The sequence below is a fragment of the Achromobacter veterisilvae genome, assembly GCF_900496975.1.
Lineage (GTDB): Bacteria > Pseudomonadota > Gammaproteobacteria > Burkholderiales > Burkholderiaceae_B > Achromobacter > Achromobacter veterisilvae.
Window position 1 is genome coordinate 50310 of sequence record NZ_UFQC01000015.1, and the last position, 18400, is coordinate 68709.

At 65.3% G+C, this 18400-nt stretch carries 18 protein-coding genes; 12 read left to right on the plus strand and 6 right to left on the minus strand.

Translation table 11 applies throughout. The annotated features are described in order from the left end of the window. The first annotated feature begins 5 nt into the window (after positions 1–5). The 8 genes from AVE30378_RS15630 to AVE30378_RS15665 all read left to right on the plus strand — a co-directional run bounded on the left by AVE30378_RS15630 (position 6) and on the right by AVE30378_RS15665 (position 6493). Positions 6–857: a fumarylacetoacetate hydrolase family protein gene (locus AVE30378_RS15630; protein ID WP_129241794.1), complete on the plus strand. Its 852-nt coding sequence runs from the start codon at positions 6–8 to the stop codon at positions 855–857. 46 nt (positions 858–903) lie between these two features. Beyond that, positions 904–1674, plus strand: a complete 771-nt coding sequence (locus tag AVE30378_RS15635) for a tripartite tricarboxylate transporter substrate binding protein (RefSeq protein WP_165360197.1) — start codon at positions 904–906, stop codon at positions 1672–1674. Continuing rightward, the gene (locus tag AVE30378_RS15640) at positions 1662–1841 is read left to right on the plus strand and encodes a tripartite tricarboxylate transporter substrate-binding protein (protein WP_129241796.1); all 180 of its coding nucleotides are present in this window, start codon (positions 1662–1664) and stop codon (positions 1839–1841) included. The genes AVE30378_RS15635 and AVE30378_RS15640 overlap by 13 nt, the downstream gene beginning before the upstream one ends. Before the next feature lie 84 nt (positions 1842–1925). Then, positions 1926–2612 (plus strand): GntR family transcriptional regulator, encoded by a 687-nt coding sequence (locus tag AVE30378_RS15645; RefSeq protein WP_129241797.1) that lies wholly within the window; start codon positions 1926–1928, stop codon positions 2610–2612. 146 nt (positions 2613–2758) lie between these two features. Beyond that, positions 2759–3682, plus strand: coding sequence for a TauD/TfdA dioxygenase family protein (locus tag AVE30378_RS15650; protein ID WP_129241798.1), 924 nt, complete (start codon positions 2759–2761; stop codon positions 3680–3682). A gap of 46 nt (positions 3683–3728) precedes the next feature. Continuing rightward, on the plus strand, positions 3729–4772 hold the full coding sequence (locus AVE30378_RS15655) for an ABC transporter substrate-binding protein (RefSeq protein ID WP_129241799.1): 1044 nt from the start codon (positions 3729–3731) through the stop codon (positions 4770–4772). 1 nt (position 4773) lies between these two features. Next, positions 4774–5604 (plus strand): ABC transporter ATP-binding protein, encoded by an 831-nt coding sequence (locus AVE30378_RS15660; protein ID WP_129241800.1) that lies wholly within the window; start codon positions 4774–4776, stop codon positions 5602–5604. Between the two features lie 10 nt (positions 5605–5614). Beyond that, complete coding sequence (locus tag AVE30378_RS15665) at positions 5615–6493, plus strand: ABC transporter permease (protein WP_129241801.1); 879 nt, start codon at positions 5615–5617, stop codon at positions 6491–6493. A 58-nt stretch (positions 6494–6551) separates the two neighbouring features. Here AVE30378_RS15665 and AVE30378_RS15670 read toward each other — a convergent pair whose 3' ends face one another. The 5 genes from AVE30378_RS15670 to rpmH all read right to left on the minus strand — a co-directional run bounded on the left by AVE30378_RS15670 (position 6552) and on the right by rpmH (position 10824). Next, a complete protein-coding gene (locus tag AVE30378_RS15670; protein WP_129241802.1) occupies positions 6552–7997 on the minus strand; it encodes a catalase in 1446 nt (481 codons plus the stop codon). A 253-nt stretch (positions 7998–8250) separates the two neighbouring features. Then, positions 8251–9930 carry a membrane protein insertase YidC gene (gene yidC, locus AVE30378_RS15675; protein WP_129241803.1) on the minus strand — a complete coding sequence of 560 codons (1680 nt, stop codon included), beginning with the start codon at positions 9928–9930 and terminating at the stop codon, positions 8251–8253. Positions 9931–9978: 48 nt separating this feature from the next. Then, on the minus strand, positions 9979–10272 hold the full coding sequence (gene yidD, locus AVE30378_RS15680) for a membrane protein insertion efficiency factor YidD (protein WP_129241804.1): 294 nt from the start codon (positions 10270–10272) through the stop codon (positions 9979–9981). Continuing rightward, positions 10269–10640, minus strand: a complete 372-nt coding sequence (locus AVE30378_RS15685; RefSeq protein WP_062681593.1) for a ribonuclease P protein component — start codon at positions 10638–10640, stop codon at positions 10269–10271. The genes yidD and AVE30378_RS15685 overlap by 4 nt, the downstream gene beginning before the upstream one ends. Positions 10641–10689: 49 nt before the next feature. Further along, positions 10690–10824 (minus strand): 50S ribosomal protein L34, encoded by a 135-nt coding sequence (rpmH, locus tag AVE30378_RS15690; protein ID WP_006228069.1) that lies wholly within the window; start codon positions 10822–10824, stop codon positions 10690–10692. Positions 10825–11219: 395 nt separating this feature from the next. Here rpmH and dnaA point away from each other — a divergent pair, with 395 nt between their 5' ends. From dnaA to gyrB, 3 genes are all read left to right on the plus strand, one after another. Continuing rightward, positions 11220–12680 carry a chromosomal replication initiator protein DnaA gene (gene dnaA, locus AVE30378_RS15695; RefSeq protein WP_129241805.1) on the plus strand — a complete coding sequence of 487 codons (1461 nt, stop codon included), beginning with the start codon at positions 11220–11222 and terminating at the stop codon, positions 12678–12680. A gap of 2 nt (positions 12681–12682) precedes the next feature. Then, positions 12683–13792, plus strand: a complete 1110-nt coding sequence (gene dnaN, locus AVE30378_RS15700; RefSeq protein WP_165360198.1) for a DNA polymerase III subunit beta — start codon at positions 12683–12685, stop codon at positions 13790–13792. A 97-nt stretch (positions 13793–13889) separates the two neighbouring features. Next, the gene (gene gyrB, locus AVE30378_RS15705; protein WP_129241807.1) at positions 13890–16337 is read left to right on the plus strand and encodes a DNA topoisomerase (ATP-hydrolyzing) subunit B; all 2448 of its coding nucleotides are present in this window, start codon (positions 13890–13892) and stop codon (positions 16335–16337) included. Between the two features lie 160 nt (positions 16338–16497). On the opposite strand, the gene AVE30378_RS15710 is transcribed toward gyrB, so the two are convergent. Further along, positions 16498–17205, minus strand: coding sequence for a hypothetical protein (locus tag AVE30378_RS15710; protein WP_129241808.1), 708 nt, complete (start codon positions 17203–17205; stop codon positions 16498–16500). 323 nt (positions 17206–17528) lie between these two features. Between AVE30378_RS15710 and AVE30378_RS15715 the strand changes: the two genes are divergently transcribed. After that, entirely contained in the window at positions 17529–18380 is an 852-nt protein-coding gene (locus AVE30378_RS15715) for an ABC transporter substrate-binding protein (protein WP_129241809.1), read from the plus strand. The last annotated feature ends 20 nt before the right edge of the window (positions 18381–18400 follow it).

Below are 18400 nucleotides of genomic sequence, written 5' to 3' on the forward strand. Positions count from 1 at the left end.
GCATCATGAAGATCGTTCGCTATATGGCGGATGCCGGCCCGGAGCTGGGCCGGCTCGAGGGCCAGACAGTCACGCCATTCCCGGGCGTCGCCGACGTGCAGGCGCTGATCGCCGGCGGCGGGCAGGCGCAAGGGCCGGGCGTGGCGCTGGATTCGCTGCGGCTGCTGGCGCCCATCGTGCCCCAGCGCAATGTGTTCTGCGTCGGCTGGAACTATCTCAAGCACTACGACGAAAGCAAAGGCAAGCGCGAAGGGCAGGAGATCGATCTTCCGGCCCGGCCCACCTTCTTCAGCAAGCTGCCCACCACCGTGGCCGGTCCGCGGGACGACGTGCCCCTGCATGAAGCCTATACGGCCAAGCTCGACTGGGAAGTCGAACTGGCCGTGGTGATCGGCAAGGCGGGACGCGATATCACCGAGGCCGACGCGCTGGGCTATGTCTTCGGCTACACCGTCGCCAACGACCTCAGCGCGCGCGACCTGCAGCGCGCGCACGGCGCGCAGTGGTTCAAGGGCAAGAGCCTGGATGCCACCTGCCCGATGGGCCCCGTGCTGGTGACGGCCGACGAAATCGGCGATCCGCAGAATCTCGCCCTGGCCTGCCGCGTCAACGGCAGCGTGATGCAATCCGGGCATACCCGCCACCAGATATTCAGCGTGGCGCGCGTGATCGCGGAGCTGTCCGAGGGGCTGACGCTCCTGCCTGGGGACGTCATCCTGACCGGCACGCCGGAGGGGATCGGCGCCGCCCGCCAGCCGCCCGTGTTCCTGCGCGACGGCGACGTGGTGGAGTGCGAGGTGGAAGGCATCGGCGCCTTGCGCAATGTCGTGCGCGCGGGGCTGCGCTACGCGGAATAATCCGTCGGCCGCGCGGCATTCAAAACCAATCAAGGGGTATAGGACCATGAAGAAAACCATATTGGGCGCAAGCCTGGCGCTGGCCAGCCTGGGCGCGGCGGCCGAGACCTTCCCGTCGCAGCCGATGACCCTGATCGTGCCGTACACCGCGGGCGGGTCGTCGGATGCGCTGGCGCGCGCGCTGGGCAAGGCGATCGCCAAGAACACGGGCGCCAGCATCGTCGTCGAAAACCGCCCCGGCGGCAGCACCGTGATCGGCGCGCAGGCGCTGCTCGGCAAGCCGGCCGACGGCTACACCGTCATGCTCACGGCCGCCAGTTTCGTCATCAACCCCTACCTGCTGAACCAGTTGCCGTACGACAGCGTGAAGGACTTCCAGCCCGTGGCGCAACTGGCGACCAATCCGCACGTGCTGGTGGTCGGTCCCAAGGTGCCGGCGGGCGACCTCAAGGCCTTCCTGGCGTGGGCCAGGGAGCAAGGCGACAAGGCGACGTTTTCGTCCTTCGGCAACGGGTCGTCGGGCCACCTGGGCTTCGAGATGCTGAAAAAGCAGGCCGGCCTGGCCATGATGCACGTGCCGTACAAGGGATCGGCGCCGGCCACCATGGCCGTGCTCAGCGGCGAAGTGGACGCGACGCTGGGCGACGTGGGCGTGGTCGCGCCGCATATCCAGGCGGGCAAGCTGCGCGCCCTGGCCGTGGCCGGGAACGCGCGCACCCCCGCGCTGCCCGACGTGCCGACCTTCGCCGAAGCGGGCCTGCCGGGTTTCGAGTCGCAGACCTGGATGGGCCTGCTGACCCGCGCGTGCAGCGCCTGAACCAGATGTACTCGGAAGCGCTGCAGGACGCCGACGTGCGGCAGATCCTGGCCCAGCAGGGCATGGTCGCGGCGGCGTCCTCGCCGGAAGCGTTCAGCGCGTTCATGAAGGCCGAATCCGCGAAATACGGACAGGCCGTCAAGGACGGGAACGTGCGCATCGACTGAGAACGCGCTGGCCCGCCCGCACCGGTCGCTATAATCGCAGCGGTCTGCGCCGGTAGCGGCGCGTGGTCAGGTAACCTTCACCGCATGCCCAGAACCTCTCTCCCCAAGCGACAGCAGGAAGACGCCGCGGCGGCCCCCGCGCCGGCGGCCTCGCTCGGCGAGCAGGCCTACATCGCGATCAAGCGCATGATCCTCACGCAGGAACTGCGCGCGGGGGACCAGATCAACGTCGCCCAATTGAGCGAACAGTTGTCGCTGGGCCGCAGCCCCATCCATCTCGCCATCCACCGGCTGGACCGCGAGGGGCTGGTGGACATCCTGCCGCGCAAGGGCATCCTGGTCAAAGCCGAGACCATCGACAGCTTTCTCGAATTGATCGCCGCGCGCCTGCTGGTCGAACCGCATCTGACGGGCCTGGCGGTGGACAACGCGACGCCCGCTTTGCTCGAACGGCTGCGGGCCGTCGTGGCCGCCGGCTGGGAGTGCAACCAGCGCCAGGACCGCCTGGGCAGCATGGAGATCGACCGCCAGTTCCATCAACTGCTGTACGCGGCCGCCGGCAACGACATCCTGGCGGAGTTCGCCGGCAGCCTGCTGGACCGTTCCATGCGCCTGTGGTTCCGCCCGCCCGCGGGCAAGGCGGACAAGCCCAACGTGGCCGAGCTGGAAGACCTGTACAGCATGGTCGAACGCGGCGACAAGAAGGCCGCGGTGCGCAGGATGGAGCAGCACATCGGCTCCGTGCGCGGCAAGTTCCTATCGCGCGAATAAGCATATAACCCGCAGTGCGCCGGCCCGCTTATGACGCACGGGCTTGAACAAACGCCGAATAATTCGTTTGTCCGGGGGTAGCGGGTTCTCATAATGGATCGTTCCAGCGCCGGCCTGGCCGGCGGAACACGCGCAAGGAGCGATCCATGTCCCAGAGCAATGCGCTGCGCCGGTCCGAGGCGCATGCGGCACCGCGGTACGCCCCCGTCCCCGCGCCCCAGGATTTCTCGATCCGCCCCCTGGCGGGCGCGATGGGCGCCGAGGTCGTCGGCATCGATCTGTCGCGCGAACTCGACGCGGCCGATTTCGCCCGGGTGCACCAAGCCCACCTGGATCATCACCTGCTGGTGTTCCGCGACCAGCGCATCACGCCGCAGCAGCACATCGATTTCAGCCGCCGCTTCGGCCGCCTGATGATCCACGTGCTGCACCAGTTCCATCTGCCCGGGCACCCCGAGATCCTCATCGTCTCCAACATCGTGGAGGACGGCAAGCCCGTCGGACTGGGCGACGCCGGCAAATACTGGCATTCGGACATCTCCTACAAGGAATTGCCCAGCCTGGGCTCGCTCCTGCATGCGCAGGAACTGCCGGCGCAAGGCGGCGACACGCTCTTCGCCAACATGCACCTGGCGTACGACACGCTGCCGGCCGCGCTGCGCGATGCCGTCGAAGGCAAGCGCGCCGTGCATTCCTATCTGGCCAAGTACGGGCAGTTGCAGAAGGAAGGGGCCTGGCGCCCCAACCTGAGCGTGCAGCAGGTAGCGCAGGTGCAGGAGGTCGTGCACCCCGTGGTGCGCACGCATCCCGAATCCGGCCGCCGCGCGCTGTTCGTCAGCGAGGGCTTCACGACACGCATCGAAGGCCTGCCCGAGGACGAGAGCCGCCAGATACTCGACGAACTGTTCGCCCACAGCATCCGGCCCGAGCACCTCTACCGCCACAAGTGGCAAGCCCACGATCTGGTCTTCTGGGACAACCGTTCGCTGATCCACCTGGCGGCCGGCACGCCGGACCACCTGCGCCGCAAGCTGTACCGCACCACCATCGAAGGCGATACGCCTTTCTGAATACGCCAGCCGTCTCCCGCGCAACCACTTATCCACAAGGAACGCCATGCGTTTTTCCTCCGCCCTACGGGACCGCCTGGTCCGGATCGCCACCGCCTCGGGCCTGGCGCTGACGCTTGCCATACTGGCGCTGGCCTCGCCGACGCCCGCGATGGCCGAAGGCCGGATCCGCATCGCGGAACAGTACGGCATCGTGTACCTGCTGCTGAACGTCGCCCGCGACCAGCAACTGATCGAGAAGCACGGCAAGGCCGATGGCCTGGACATCACGGTCGAATGGGCCAAGCTGTCCGGCGGCTCGGCCGTGAACGACGCGCTGCTGTCGGGGGCTGTGGATATCGCGGGGGCGGGCGTGGGGCCGCTGTTGACGATCTGGGACCGCACGCGCGGCAAGCAGAACGTGAAGGGCGTCGCGTCGCTGGGCAACTTCCCCTATTACCTGGTCAGCAACAATCCGAACGTGAAGACGATTGCCGACTTCACGGACAAGGACCGGATCGCGGTGCCGGCGGTGGGCGTGTCGGTGCAATCGCGCGTGCTGCAACTGGCCTCGGCGAAATTGTGGGGCGACGCGCAGTTCAATAAGCTGGACAAGATTTCCGTCGCCTTGCCGCATCCCGACGCCGCCGCCGCCATCATCGCGGGAGGCACCGAAATCACGGGGCACTTCGGCAACCCGCCTTTCCAGGAACAGGAACTGGCCGAGAATCCCAAGGCTCGCATCGTGCTCAATTCCTATGACGTGCTGGGCGGACCCAGTTCGTCGACGGTATTGTTCGCCACCGAGAAATTCCGCAAGGACAATCCCAAGACCTACAAGGCCTTCCAGGAAGCGCTGAAGGAAGCGGCCGCCTTCGCCGCCGCCAATCCGGAAAAGGCCGCGGACACGTATTTGCGCGTCACCGGCGCCAAGCAGGACCGGGACTTCCTGATCAAAGTGATCAAGAACCCCGACGTGCAATTCAAGCTGGAACCGCAGAACACGTTCGCGCTGGCCGAATTCATGCACAAGGTGGGAGCGATCAAGAACGCGCCGGCCAGTTGGCGCGACTACTTCTTCGAAGATCCGATCACCGCGCAAGGTAGCTGATATGGGCCTGACCGCCGCGGGCCCTGTGGATAACCCCGAAAAGGCCACGCCTTTGCTGGCTGTGGATAAGGTGTCGATCGAATACAAGACGCGTGAGCGGCGGGTTCGCGCCACGCATCAGGTGAGTTTCGATGTGCACGGCGCGGAGCGGTTCATCCTGCTGGGGCCCTCGGGCTGCGGAAAATCCACCCTGCTCAAGGCGGTTGCGGGCTTTATCGATCCGACCGAAGGACGTATCGCCATAGACGGGCGGCCCGTGCGCGGCCCGGGGCCCGACCGCATCGTGGTGTTCCAGGAATTCGACCAGTTGCCGCCCTGGAAGACGCTGCGCCAGAACGTGGCGTTTCCGCTGCTGGCGTCGCGCAAGCTGGGCCGCCGCGAAGCGGACGAACGCGCCATGCACTACCTGGACAAGGTGGGCCTGTCCGCATTCGCCGACGCCTATCCGCACACGCTGTCCGGCGGCATGAAGCAGCGCGTGGCCATCGCGCGCGCCCTGGCCATGCAGCCGCGCGTGCTGCTGATGGACGAACCTTTCGCCGCGCTGGATGCGCTGACGCGCCGGCGCATGCAGGAAGAGCTGCTGGCGCTATGGGAAGACGTGCGCTTCACGCTGCTGTTCGTCACGCATTCGATCGAAGAGGCATTGGTGCTGGGCAGCCGCGTATTGTTGCTGTCGCCGCATCCGGGCCGCGTGCGCGCCGAATTGAACGCCCATGCCTTCGGGCTGCACAGCCAGGGCTCCGCGGCGTTCCAGTCGGCGGCCAGGCGCATCCACGACCTGCTGTTCGAATCGGCTCCGGCGGCGCCGGCCGAGCGCGCGGCGGCCTGAAGGAAAACGCATGAGCAATACCCATGCCGGAGCGATCCCGGTGCGTCCCGAGGTGGAGTACGAACTGCCCCCCTTGCCCGCGCAGGCGGCCGAAGCGCCCCTGCCCTGGCACGAGCGCCTGTGGCAGCACGCCAGCCTGCGCAAACTGTTGATCCTGGCGCTGCTGGCCGGCATCTGGGAGCTGGCGGCGCGCTATACCGACAACGACCTGCTGCTGCCCGGCGCATCGCAGACGGCGGCGGCCTTCGTGCAGGGCATCGCCAGCGGCGAACTGCTGGCGCGCGCGGGGCAGTCCCTGCGTGTGCTGGTGCAGGGTTACGCGGCCGGCGTGGCGCTGGCCTTCGTGCTGACGACGCTGGCCGTGTCGACGCGGTTCGGGCGCGACCTGCTGTCGACGCTGACCGCGATGTTCAACCCGCTGCCCGCCATCGCGCTATTGCCGCTGGCGCTGCTGTGGTTCGGCCTGGGCGAAGGCAGCCTGGTATTCGTGCTGATCCATTCCGTGCTGTGGGCGCTGGCGCTGAACATGTACGCGGGCTTCCTGGGCGTGTCGGAGACCTTGCGCATGGCGGGGCGCAACTACGGGCTGACGGGCTTGCGCTACGTCCTGCAGATCCTGGTGCCGGCGGCGCTGCCGGCCATCCTGGCCGGGCTGCGGATAGGCTGGGCGTTCGCGTGGCGCACGCTGATCGCGGCGGAACTGGTGTTCGGCGCCTCCAGCGGCAAGGGCGGGCTGGGCTGGTACATCTTCCAGAACCGCAACGAGTTGTACACAGACCGCGTGTTCGCGGGGCTGGCCGCGGTGGTGATCATCGGCCTGCTTGTGGAAAACCTGGGGTTCGACACCTTGGAGCGTTTCACGGTCCGGCGCTGGGGCATGCAGCGCTGATGCCCCGATAAAAAAGGCGGCCCTGTCCGGGCCGCCCTGCGCTTGGCGCCTTGCGGGATTACAGCTTCAGTCCCAGCGCCTTGGCCACGCCCGCCGCATAGGCCGGATCGGCCTTCCGGAAATGTTCCAGTTGGCGGCGCTGGATTTCCTCGGGCACGCCCGCCATGTGGCGGCCGATGTTGCCGAACAGCAGTTCCTGCTGGGCGGGCGTCATCAGGCGGAACAAGGCGCCCGGCTGCGAATAGTAGTCATCGTCCACGCGATGGTTCCAGCGATCGGCGGCTTGACCGTCCAGCGCCAGCGGCGGCTCGGCCGCGGACGGGGTTTCCTTCCATTCGCCGAAACTATTGGGCTCGTAGTTCAGGGTGGCGCCGGCATTGCCGTCGACGCGCCCGGCGCCGTCGCGGTGGTAGCTGTGGAACGGGCAGCGCGGCGTGTTCACGGGGATCTGGTGGTGGTTGATGCCCAGGCGGTAGCGATGCGTGTCGCCATAGGAGAACAGGCGGCCCTGCAGCATCTTGTCCGGCGAGAAGCCGATGCCGGGGACCACGTTGGCCGGCGTGAACGCGGCCTGCTCCACTTCCGCGAAATAGTTTTCGGGGTTCTTGTTCAGCTCCAGCACGCCGACCTCGATCAGGGGGTAGTCGCCGTGCGGCCAGACCTTGGTCAGATCGAAGGGATTGATGTGGTAGGTCGCGGCTTCGGCCTCGGGCATGATCTGCACCTTCAGCGTCCACTTCGGGAAGTTGCCCTGTTCGATGTTGTTGAACAGGTCGCGCTGCGAGCTTTCACGGTCGTGCGCGACGACTTGCGCCGCTTCCTCGTCGGTCAGACAGGCGATGCCCTGCTGCGACTTGAAGTGGAATTTCACGTAGAAGCGTTCGCCGTCCTTGTTGATGAAGCTGAACGTGTGCGAGCCGAAGCCGTGCTGCTGGCGCAGGTTGGCGGGGATGCCGCGGTCGCTCATCAGGGTGGTGACCTGGTGCAGCGACTCGGGGTTGAGCGACCAGAAATCCCAGGCGGCGGTGGCGCTGCGCAGGTTGGACTTGGGTTCGCGTTTCTGCGTGTGGATAAAGTCCGGGAACTTCAGCGGGTCGCGGATGAAGAAGACGGGCGTGTTGTTGCCCACCAGGTCCCAGTTGCCCTCGTCGGTATAGAACTTGATGGCGAAGCCGCGCACGTCGCGTTCGGTGTCCGCCGCGCCGCGTTCGCCGGCCACGGTGGAGAAGCGCAGGAACAGCGGGGTCTGCTTGCCGATCTGGGAGAAGATGCTGGCGCGGGTGTAGCGCGAGATGTCGTGCGTGACAGTGAAGGTGCCGTATGCGCCGGAACCCTTGGCGTGCACGACGCGTTCGGGAATGCGTTCGCGGTCGAAATGCGCGAGCTTTTCAAGCAGCCAGAAATCCTGCAACAGCGCCGGGCCACGGGGGCCTGCGGTCATCGTGTTGTTGTTGTCCGCTACCGGCGCGCCCGAGGCGGTGGTCAGATGTTTCTTGTCGGTCATAGCACACTCCCTATGTCATTCCTGGAATGCGGGGCCGTTGCGGGCCCGCGCCGTGTCTGGGATCTCCCTGGCATTGCCGGCCGGGGATATCTCCGACACATCATAGGGGTCTTGGTTTGCAATGTGAAGTTGATTGGAACATCATGCTTGATTAAGAATAACTATCGCCAAAACAAAGGATGCGCGCGCCTGGCGCCGGGCGCGCACAAAAAAAAACCGGCCCATAAGGGCCGGTTCTTTGCCAGGGCACGCTTCAGCGGTTCGCCGCGGCTTCCGTCTTGCGCTGCAAGGCGCGCGTGATGGACCACTGCTGCGCGATCGACAAGGTGTTGTTGACGCACCAGTACAGCACCAGGCCGGCCGGGAAGAAGAACATCATCCCGCCGAACACCAGCGGCATGATCATCATGACCTTGGCCTGGACGGGGTCCGGGGGCGTCGGGTTCAGTTTGATCTGCAGGAACATGGTGGCCATCATGATGGCGGGCAGAATGAAGAACGGGTCGCGGATCGAGAGGTCGTGCACCCACAGGATCCACGGCGCGCCGCGCATTTCCACGCTGGCCAGCAGCACCCAGTACAGCGAGATGAACACCGGGATCTGCACCACCATCGGCAGGCAGCCGCCCAGCGGGTTGATCTTCTCGGTGCGGTACATCTCCATCATGGCCGCATTGAGCTTCTGCTTGTCGTCGCCGTACTTTTCCTTCAGGGCCTGAAGGCGCGGAGCCACCTGCTTCATGCGGGCCATGGAGCGGTAGCTGGCGGCGGCCAGGGGGTAGAACACGGCCTTGATCAGCACGGTCAGCGCGACGATGGTCCAGCCCCAGTTACCCAGCAGGGAATGCAGCCAGGTCATCAGCTTGAACAGCGGCTTGGCGATGATGGTCAGCCAGCCGTAGTCGACGACCAGTTCCAGGCCGGGGGCGAGCGCCGCCATGGCCTTCTGGTCCTGCGGGCCGACCCACAGGTGCGAATCGACGCGCGCGGCGGCACCCGGCGCGACGTCGCCGACGGCTTCGATGCTGCGGGCGGCGTACAGGTTCTTCTGCACTTCCAGCAGTTCGTTGTTGCGCGGCTTGCCCTGCGGGGGCACCCAGGCGGTGGCGAAATAGTGCTGGACCACGGCGATCCAGCCGTTGTCCGCCTGCTTGATGTAGTTGGCCTTCTTCTTTTCGATATCGCCGAAGGTGATCTTCTGGAACTTGTCCTGTTCCGAGTAGACGGCGAAGCCGGTGAAGGTGTGATAGAAGCTGGACGTGTCGGCGGGGTCGTTGCCGTCGCGCTCGAGCTGCAGATACAGCGCGGGCGTCACGGGGGCGGAGCCGACGTTGGCCAGGTCGTGGCGCACGTCGATGTCGTAGCGGCCGCGATGCAGCGTGAACGTCTTGGTGACCTTCATGCCGCCCGATTCGCTTTCGAACGCGACGGCCAGGCTGTCGCCGGTCATCTGGCGGTCGGAGGAGACGAAGCGGAAAGGCGTCTGGTGCGTGGGGAAGCTCTGGCCGTTGGGCGCGCCGACGACGCCGGTCTGCACCACGTAGTTCAGGCCGGCGGAGCGGTCCAGCAGCACCGTGGGCTTGTCCGGCTGGCCGGTGGCCGGGTACTTCAGCAGTTCGGCGCGCACCAGTTGGGCGCCCATCGTGTCGAACGTCAGGCGCAGCACGTCGGTCGTGATGACGATCTCTTCCGAGCGCGCGGCAGCCGGCGCGGCGGCGCCGGGCACGGCGGACGGAGCCGCCGCCGCGGGAACGGGGGAACTGGGCACCGAGGGTGTCGCGTTGTTCGCGGCCGCCTGCGGTTCACTCGTGCTGGCCGCGGGCGTGGGGCCCCCGAACAGCGACGGCTTGCCGTTATGGATTTGCCAGTTGTTCCATAGGAGCAACAGCGAGAAGGAAAAAATCATCCAGAGGACGGTTCGTCGGATATCCATGGTGCCTACTGAAGTGAATACGGGCCAGCAAAGCCCGCCAGTTTAGCGTCAATCGTGCTCGGTGCGGTGGCTGTGGGAACAGCGGGGGGGGCCATTGGTTCCCTTGGCCGGCGGAACCGGATCCAACCCGCCGGGCGACCACGGGTGGCAGCGGCCGATGCGACGGACCGCGAGCCAGAAGCCGCGCCAGGCGCCGTGGCGCTCGATCGCTTCGATCGCGTACGCCGAGCAGGTGGGGGTAAAGCGGCACTGCCTGCCGATCCAGGGACTCAGGAAGAACCTGTAGAACCGGATCGGGGCAATGAGTAAAACAGCCCCGAGCGAGCGGGTCCGGCCAGTCATCGCGCGATACGCCCAAAGTGAGCGTCCACTTCGGCCCTGACGCCGCGTTTGAGCGCGGTGAGCGTGGCGGGCGCGACCTTGCTATGCAGACGCACGACGTAATCCTTCGCCGGGAGGTCCAGGCGCCGGTGGCGGAACGCTTCGCGGATGACCCGCTTGATGGCGTTGCGCGTGCTGGCATGGGCGGCGAACCGCTTGGCGATCACCAGGCCCAGGCGGGCACAGGCATCCTGGCCGGGGGGCAGATCATTGGGAGCGGCGCTCACAATGAAGAACGCCCCTCGGGCAAGACGCCGGCCTTTGAGGGCGGCGGCAAACTCGGAGGGGCGATGCAGCCGCGCCTCCGGGGGAAGCGTGGCGCGCGGCATGGACTGCGGGTCGGGCGTCAGGTCTCCGGGAAAACCGGAAGACAAGGACTTAGACGGCCAGACGCTTGCGGCCCTTGGCGCGACGTGCGCTCAGGATGGCGCGGCCAGCGCGGGTTTTCATGCGCACGCGAAAGCCATGGGTGCGCTTGCGGCGGGTAACGGAAGGTTGGTAGGTACGTTTCATGGACGATCCACAAAAAGAACAAGAGTCAGAAGGGACCTGCCCGGAGGGTTCCTGGTCGCGCATTCAGGTAGCGGGTATCTGGCGGGCATTTTTGCAACATAGGCAAAAAACAACTCGCAGACGGGGCTCTGACCGGGAAAAACCCAGGCGACCTTTATAGAAGCTAGAACCGAGCACTTGCCATGGCGATACAGGTGAAAACACCCTTATCAGGCGAGCGCGGCCAAGCTCTCTGTGAAACCTTCTGACAGACAGAATTCGGAAAAGCCCACCATTTCAGCAAGTTTTCCCTGTCTTGTCAAACAGTTAAGCCTGCGCCCCCCGGACACTTATGCCCTACCCTGTGGATAACCCCAGCCCAGGCAAGGTAGAATCGAGGTTTGAATAAGAGCGACATGAAAGAATTCTGGCAGACCTGCGTCAGTCGTCTTGAGCAGGAACTCCCCCCCCAACAAATCAGCGCGTGGATACGACCGCTGGTCCCGCTTGCGTATGACGAGACGCAGGCGGTGCTGCGCGTTGCCGCGCCCAACCGCTTCAAGCTGGACTGGGTGCGCAAGAACTTTTCCCACCAGATCGAAGCGTTGGCCGCGGAGTGGTTCGAGCGTCCGGTGCAGGTCCTGTTCGAGTTGCCTTCCCATGGCGCCGCGCCGCGCATGCCGGTCGCGCCCGTGCGGGCCGCGCAAGCGCAGACCCATCCGTCCGGCGCGTCCCCCTTAGGCGGCGCTCCGCCCACGAGCGCGCCGGCCGCGGCACCCGCCGCGGCGCAGGCGCCCGCCACGACGGCGGCGGCGCAGGCCGTGAACGCGGATGCCGCCAACATCGTGTACGAGCGCTCGCGCCTGAACACCGACCTGACCTTCGAGAACTTCGTGACCGGCAAGGCGAACCAGCTCGCGCGCGCCGCCGCGCTGCAGGTCGCCGAGAATCCGGGCACGTCCTACAACCCGCTGTTCCTGTATGGCGGCGTGGGCCTGGGCAAGACCCACCTGATCCACGCCATCGGCAATGCGATGGTGGCGGCGGGCACCGGCGTGCGCGTGCGCTACGTGCATGCCGACCAGTACGTGTCCGACGTGGTGAAGGCCTACCAGCGCAAGGCGTTCGACGATTTCAAGCGCTACTACCATTCGCTGGACCTGCTGCTGATCGACGACATCCAGTTCTTCTCCGGCAAGAACCGCACGCAGGAAGAATTCTTCTACGCGTTCGAAGCGATGGTCGCGCAGCGCAAGCAGATCATCATCACCAGCGATACGTATCCGAAGGAACTGTCCGGCATCGACAGCCGGCTGATTTCGCGCTTCGATTCCGGCCTGACGGTGGCCATCGAGCCCCCGGAACTCGAAATGCGCGTGGCGATCCTGCTGCGCAAGGCGGAATCCGAAGGCGTGCCCATGCCCGAGGAAGTGGCGTTCTTCATCGCCAAGCATCTGCGCAGCAACGTGCGCGAACTGGAAGGCGCGCTGCGCAAGGTCCTGGCCTATGCGCGCTTCCACGGCCGTGACGTGCTGACGGTGGATGTCTGCAAGGAAGCCCTGAAGGATCTCCTGTCCGTTTCCAACGGGCAGATCACCGTCGAGAACATCCAGAAGACGGTGGCGGATTTCTACAAGATCAAGGTGGCCGACATGTATTCGAAACGCCGGCCCGCGAATATCGCCTTGCCGCGCCAGGTTGCGATGTACCTGGCGAAGGAGCTGACCCAGAAAAGCCTGCCGGAAATCGGCGATCTGTTCGGTGGCCGTGATCACACCACCGTGCTGCATGCCGTACGCAAGATTTCCGATGCCCGCGCCAAGCAAGCGGAACTCAACCATACCCTGCACGTGTTGGAACAAACTCTAAAAGGATGAACATGCAACTCGTACAAACCACACGCGATGCATTGCTGAAACCGCTGTCGACCGTGGCGGGCATCGTCGAAAGACGCCATACCCTGCCCATCCTGGCGAACATCCTCATGCGCAAGGAAGGCAACAAGGTCGCCTTCATTGCGACCGACCTGGAAGTACAGATCACCACGCATGCCGACTTCGGCGTGGGCCAGGACAACGAGTCCACCACCGTCGCGGCGCGCAAGCTGCTGGACATCCTGAAGGCGCTGCCGGACACGGGCGACGTGCGCCTGGCGCTGGCCAGCAACAAGCTGTCGGTGCAGTCGGCCAAGAGCCGCTTCGCGCTGCAGACGCTGGCCGCCAGCGAATTCCCCACCGTGGCTCAGCCCGAGCAGTGGGACGTATCGCTGACCATGCCGCAGCGCACGCTGCGCCACCTGTTCAACATGGTGCACTTCGCCATGGCGCAACAGGACATCCGCTACTACCTGAACGGCATGCTGCTGGTGTTCGAGCCGGGCCGCGTGCGCGCGGTCGCCACCGACGGCCACCGCCTGGCCCATTGCTCCACCGAAGCCGACGGCATCAGCGAACGCCACGAAGTGATCGTGCCGCGCAAGACCGTGCTGGAAATGCAGCGCCTGCTGGAAGACTCCGACGAGCCCGTCTCCATCGACGTGGCGCCGGGCCAGATCCGTTTCCGTTTCGGCGACGTCGAGCTGGTGTCCAAGCTGGTCGAAGGCAAGTTCCCCGATTTCACGCGCGTGATCCCGACGAACTACACGCGTCATTTCCTGGTCGGCCGCGAAGCGCTCCAGGGCAGCCTGCAGCGCGCCGCCATCCTGACCACCGACAAGTTCAAGGGCGTGCGCCTGCAACTGGCGCAGAACCAGATGAAGATCTCGTCGTCCAACGCCGAGCAGGAAGAGGCGCAGGAAGAGATCGACATCGACTACGGCCATGAAGCGCTGGACGTCGGCTTCAACGTGGGCTACCTGCTCGACGTGCTGGCCAACGTGAAGGTCGACAACATCCAGTGGTCGGTCATGCCCGACGCCAACGCGTCGGCGCTCATCACCTTGCCCGAAGACGACCAGTTCAAGTACGTCGTCATGCCCATGCGGATTTGATTCGCGCGCCTATCGTGGGTTTGTGCCGCTTGCGGGCCTGAGGGCTCGCGGGCGGTCCGGCCGCCAGGCCGTTCTTTAAAGCGTTATCGATACAGACATGTCAGATCAGCAGAACACCACTCCCGAGAACAGCGGCTACGGCGCTGACTCGATCAAGATGCTCAAGGGGCTGGAGGCCGTGCGCAAGCGCCCCGGCATGTACATCGGCGACACGTCCGACGGTACCGGCTTGCACCACATGGTGTTCGAAGTCGTCGACAACGCCATCGACGAAGCCCTGGCCGGCTATTGCGACGACATCGTCGTCACGATCCACACCGACAACTCCATTTCCGTCACCGACAACGGCCGCGGGATTCCCACCGACATCCACAAGGACGATGAATTCCACCGCAGCGCGGCGGAAATCGTCATGACCGAACTGCATGCCGGCGGCAAGTTCGACCAGAACTCCTACAAGGTGTCCGGCGGCCTGCACGGCGTGGGCGTGTCTTGCGTGAACGCGCTGTCCGAATGGCTGCGGCTGACCATCCGCCGCAACGGCCAGGTGCATCAGATGGAGTTCCGCCAGGGCGAGCGCGTCGCGCCCCTGGCGGTGACGGGCACGACCGACAAGCGCGGCACCGAAGTGCGCTTCCTGGCCGACCCGCTCATCTTCAACAACATCGAATACCACTACGAGATCCTCTCGAAGCGCCTGCGCGAACTGTCGTTCCTGAACAATGGCGTGAAGATCCGCCTGATCGACCAGCGCCAGGGCAAGGAAGAGAACTTCGCGTTCTCGGGCGGCGTGAAGGGCTTCGTCGAATACATCAACCGCAGCAAGACCGTGCTGCACCCGAACGTGTTCTCGGTCAGCACCGAGTCCGCCGCCGGCGGCGTGTCGGTCGGCGTCGAAGTGGCGATGCAGTGGAACGACAGCTACAGCGAAAGCGTGCTGTGCTTCACCAACAACATCCCGCAGCGCGATGGCGGCTCGCACCTGACCGGCCTGCGCGCGGCCATGACCCGCATCCTGAACAAGTACATCGCCGACAACGAACTGGCCAAGAAGGCCAAGGTCGAGACCTCCGGCGACGACATGCGCGAAGGCCTGGCCTGCGTGCTGTCAGTGAAGGTGCCCGAACCCAAGTTCAGCAGCCAGACCAAGGACAAGCTGGTCTCCAGCGAAGTGCGTCCGGCGGTGGAAGAGGCCGTGGCGCGCACGCTGGAAACCTGGCTGCTGGAACACCCGAACGACGCCAAGGCGCTGTGCGCCAAGATCGTCGAGGCCGCCCGCGCGCGCGAAGCCGCGCGCAAGGCGCGCGAAATGACGCGCAGGAAGAGCGTGCTGGAAGGCGCCGGCCTGCCCGGCAAGCTGGCCGACTGCCAGGAAAAGGACCCCGCGCTGTGCGAGCTGTACATCGTCGAGGGCGACTCCGCGGGCGGCTCGGCCAAGCAGGGCCGCGACCGCAAGTTCCAGGCCATCCTGCCGCTGCGCGGCAAGGTGCTGAACGTCGAAAAGGCGCGCTTCGACCGCCTGATCGCCAGCGAACAGATCGCCACGCTGATCACGGCGCTGGGCACCAGCATCGGCCCCGACTTCAACGTGGACAAGCTGCGCTACCACCGCCTCATCATCATGACCGACGCGGACGTGGACGGCGCGCACATCCGCACCCTGCTGCTGACGCTGCTGTACCGCCAGATGCCCGAGCTGGTGCAGCGCGGCTACGTCTACATCGCCCAGCCGCCGCTGTACAAGGTCAAGGTCGGTCGTGAAGAGCGCTACCTGAAGGACGACCAGGAAGAAGCGCAGTTCATGCTGTCGCTGGCGCTGAAGGATGCCGAGATCATTTCGGGCGGCAACATCATCCGCAGCGAAGAGCTGAACGAACTGGCCCGCCAGTACGTCGCCGCCGACGGCGTGATCGCCCGCCTGTCGCGCGTGTTCGACACGGCCGCGCTCTCGGCCATGGCCGAAGGCGTGGAAATCAACCTGGAGACGGCCGAGTCCACCGCCGATTCCGCCCGCCGCCTGGCCGAGGCCATGCGCGATCCGGTGAGCGGCAACGGCGTGGACGTCGTTGCGCAGTTCGACGAAGCCACCGAACGCCACCGCCTGTCGGTGCAGCGCATGCACCACGGCAACGTGCGCGTGAGCCTCATCGACGCGGACTTCGTGAACGGCTCGGACTACGCCATCCTGTCCAAGGCCGCGAAGAGTTTCTCCGGCAAGGTGGGCCCGCGCTCGCTGGTCGCCCGCGGCGAAGGCGAAAAGCGCAAGGAGCAGACCGTGTCCGACTTCCGCGAAGCCATGCAGTGGCTGCGCGGCGAAGCCGAGCGCGGCATCTCCAAGCAGCGCTACAAGGGCCTGGGCGAAATGAACCCGGACCAGTTGTGGGAAACCACGATGGACCCGAAGGTGCGCCGTCTGCTGCGCGTGCAGATCGAGGATGCCATCGCGGCCGACGAAGTCTTCACCACGCTGATGGGCGACGATGTGGAGCCGCGCCGCAACTTCATCGAGACGCACGCGCTGTCGGCGGGGAATATCGACGCGTAGGCATGCAGGATCCCATGTAGGATCCCGCACGCGCCTGGATTCCTTTCGGGACATCCGGACTTCGTAATAGGGGCTGCTTTGGCAGCCCCTATTTCTTTTATCCGCGCCGGTGAGCGCTCTGCGCCGTCGAGAATCCGGGCGGGCCACGGCATTCGCAGCGCTACTTGGGAACGGCGGTCATGTCGGCCGGATTCGACGGATTGGCCCATTTATAGCCGGGGGCCGGGACCCAGGAATCGGGTGTGGCGCCCGCGAGGAGCACAGGGTTGTTGCGGTGTTTCATCCCTGGCGTCCACACTACCGGGCCGAGGTTCGGCGGATCCTTCCATTGATACCCGGGCAGCGGAATCCACCGATTCTCGGATTGCGCGGCAACGACATGCTCATAGTCGGGGTGCTTCGTTCCCGGCGACCAGGTCACCGGGCCGAAGCGGTCCGGGTTCTCCCATTGATACCCGGCCGCGGGACGCCATTTTCCTCGTTCGCTGCCCGCCACCACATGCGCCAGTCTCGGATGCGGCGCGCCCGGCTTCCATTCCGTTTCCTTGCAGGATGGATCGTTCGGTTCGAGCATGCATGCGAAGACCTGAAGCATCGCGTTCGCGCTGGCGGCCTCGTCCTCATCGTTCTGACTCTGGGTCAGCAGCCTTTCGGGAGCGACCCAATCGACGGCGCCGTTCGGGAAAAGCACTTTGATCTTCCGCGTCGCCGCGTCGATGGCGACCACCGTGACGAGCACGTTGTCGTCAAGGTCCCGATGCACGTAGTACGAGTCGCCCACGTCTATCCGCGCCAGGGGAACCGCCTGGGCGGCATTCCCCGACCCCAACAACAGGCCGGCGACGACAACAGCGCAAATGGGTCGCATGATCCTCTCCCGTTAGAGAAGCTGTATTCCAAAACAGCCAATGCAACCGCTGGTGGCGAGGTAGTGCGGAAAAACTGTAGGCGAAAAATCCCGCGGCGTCTCTCCAGCCTTTGGATGGCGCATCGCGGGCCAGATACCATCCGCGGGCCGCGATGATCTTTGCCGCCACCATGGAAACCGCTAGGGAAAACACCCATATCCGCTGCCTCCCCATTGCCGCAGAATCGCAAAAATTGTTCAACAATCCTGGTCCGGAAAATGCCTCCCGGCATGGGGCAGACCCAGTCTTGCCGCGGGTTCCAGGGCGTTCAATAGGGGAAATCATGTCCACTACGATTCTGGCGGCATCGCGTCGCGGCATCGCGCGAGCCCTGGCCGCATTCATGTTGTGCGCAGCATCTCCGCTGGCTTTCGCAGCCGCCACCATCAACGCGGACAGCCTTACCGTGGGCTCGGATCTCACCTATCCGCCCTATGCCTACATGGACGCGGGCAAGCCCGCCGGCTTCGACGCGGATTTCTCCCGGCTGCTCGCTTCCAAGCTGTCGCTGAAGCCGGTGTTCGTCGACACGCGCTTTCCCGATTTGATACTGGGCATGCGGGCGCATCGTTTCGATGCCGTGGCATCCGCCCTGTACGTCACGCCGGAGCGCACCAAGCTGATCGATTTCATTCCGTACCTGAAGACTGGCGCGTCGCTGGTGGTGCTGGCCTCCAGCCAGTACGCGCCCGCGGGGCCGGAGGCGCTCTGCGGCAAGCGGGTGGCGTCGATCAAGGGCGCGTCGTGGACGCCGAAGCTGCAGAAGGTCTCGCGCGAGACCTGCCAGCCCAAGGGACAGGGCGAAATCAAGGTGCTGGAGTTTCCGACTTCTCCGGAGGCGATGATGGCGCTGCGGTCGCAGGCCGCCGACGCGATGATCGAGGATGCCGCGGTGGTGCATGGCATGCTGGCGCAGTCCAAGGACAGCCTCAAATTGACCTCCACCACCCTGCTCTACCCGATCGTGATCGGGCTGGGCATCAACAAAGAGTCGAAGGAGCTTCAGGGCGCATTGGCCGGCGCGCTGCAGCGCGCTCGCGAGAGCGGCGAATACCAGGCGCTATTGGCTCGCTACGGGCTGGAGGAACCGTCCGCGGCGGAAATTCAGGCCGCCCTGATGGCCCCGGCCCGGTAACGCGCCAGGGAAGCCGGAAA

Excerpts from the sequence above, each read along its gene's own strand:
- AVE30378_RS15685 (WP_062681593.1), bottom strand. The coding sequence starts at position 10,640 with ATGCCGCGCGCCACGCTTCCCCCGGAGGCGCGGCTGCATCGCCCCTCC.
- AVE30378_RS15630 (WP_129241794.1), top strand. The coding sequence starts at position 6 with ATGAAGATCGTTCGCTATATGGCGGATGCCGGCCCGGAGCTGGGCCGG.
- dnaA (WP_129241805.1), top strand. The coding sequence starts at position 11,220 with ATGAAAGAATTCTGGCAGACCTGCGTCAGTCGTCTTGAGCAGGAACTC.
- yidD (WP_129241804.1), bottom strand. The coding sequence starts at position 10,272 with ATGACTGGCCGGACCCGCTCGCTCGGGGCTGTTTTACTCATTGCCCCG.
- AVE30378_RS15645 (WP_129241797.1), top strand. The coding sequence starts at position 1,926 with ATGCCCAGAACCTCTCTCCCCAAGCGACAGCAGGAAGACGCCGCGGCG.
- AVE30378_RS15665 (WP_129241801.1), top strand. The coding sequence starts at position 5,615 with ATGAGCAATACCCATGCCGGAGCGATCCCGGTGCGTCCCGAGGTGGAG.
- AVE30378_RS15660 (WP_129241800.1), top strand. The coding sequence starts at position 4,774 with ATGGGCCTGACCGCCGCGGGCCCTGTGGATAACCCCGAAAAGGCCACG.
- AVE30378_RS15635 (WP_165360197.1), top strand. The coding sequence starts at position 904 with ATGAAGAAAACCATATTGGGCGCAAGCCTGGCGCTGGCCAGCCTGGGC.
- AVE30378_RS15670 (WP_129241802.1), bottom strand. The coding sequence starts at position 7,997 with ATGACCGACAAGAAACATCTGACCACCGCCTCGGGCGCGCCGGTAGCG.
- yidC (WP_129241803.1), bottom strand. The coding sequence starts at position 9,930 with ATGGATATCCGACGAACCGTCCTCTGGATGATTTTTTCCTTCTCGCTG.
- AVE30378_RS15650 (WP_129241798.1), top strand. The coding sequence starts at position 2,759 with ATGTCCCAGAGCAATGCGCTGCGCCGGTCCGAGGCGCATGCGGCACCG.
- rpmH (WP_006228069.1), bottom strand. The coding sequence starts at position 10,824 with ATGAAACGTACCTACCAACCTTCCGTTACCCGCCGCAAGCGCACCCAT.
- dnaN (WP_165360198.1), top strand. The coding sequence starts at position 12,683 with ATGCAACTCGTACAAACCACACGCGATGCATTGCTGAAACCGCTGTCG.
- AVE30378_RS15655 (WP_129241799.1), top strand. The coding sequence starts at position 3,729 with ATGCGTTTTTCCTCCGCCCTACGGGACCGCCTGGTCCGGATCGCCACC.
- AVE30378_RS15715 (WP_129241809.1), top strand. The coding sequence starts at position 17,529 with ATGTCCACTACGATTCTGGCGGCATCGCGTCGCGGCATCGCGCGAGCC.
- AVE30378_RS15710 (WP_129241808.1), bottom strand. The coding sequence starts at position 17,205 with ATGCGACCCATTTGCGCTGTTGTCGTCGCCGGCCTGTTGTTGGGGTCG.
- gyrB (WP_129241807.1), top strand. The coding sequence starts at position 13,890 with ATGTCAGATCAGCAGAACACCACTCCCGAGAACAGCGGCTACGGCGCT.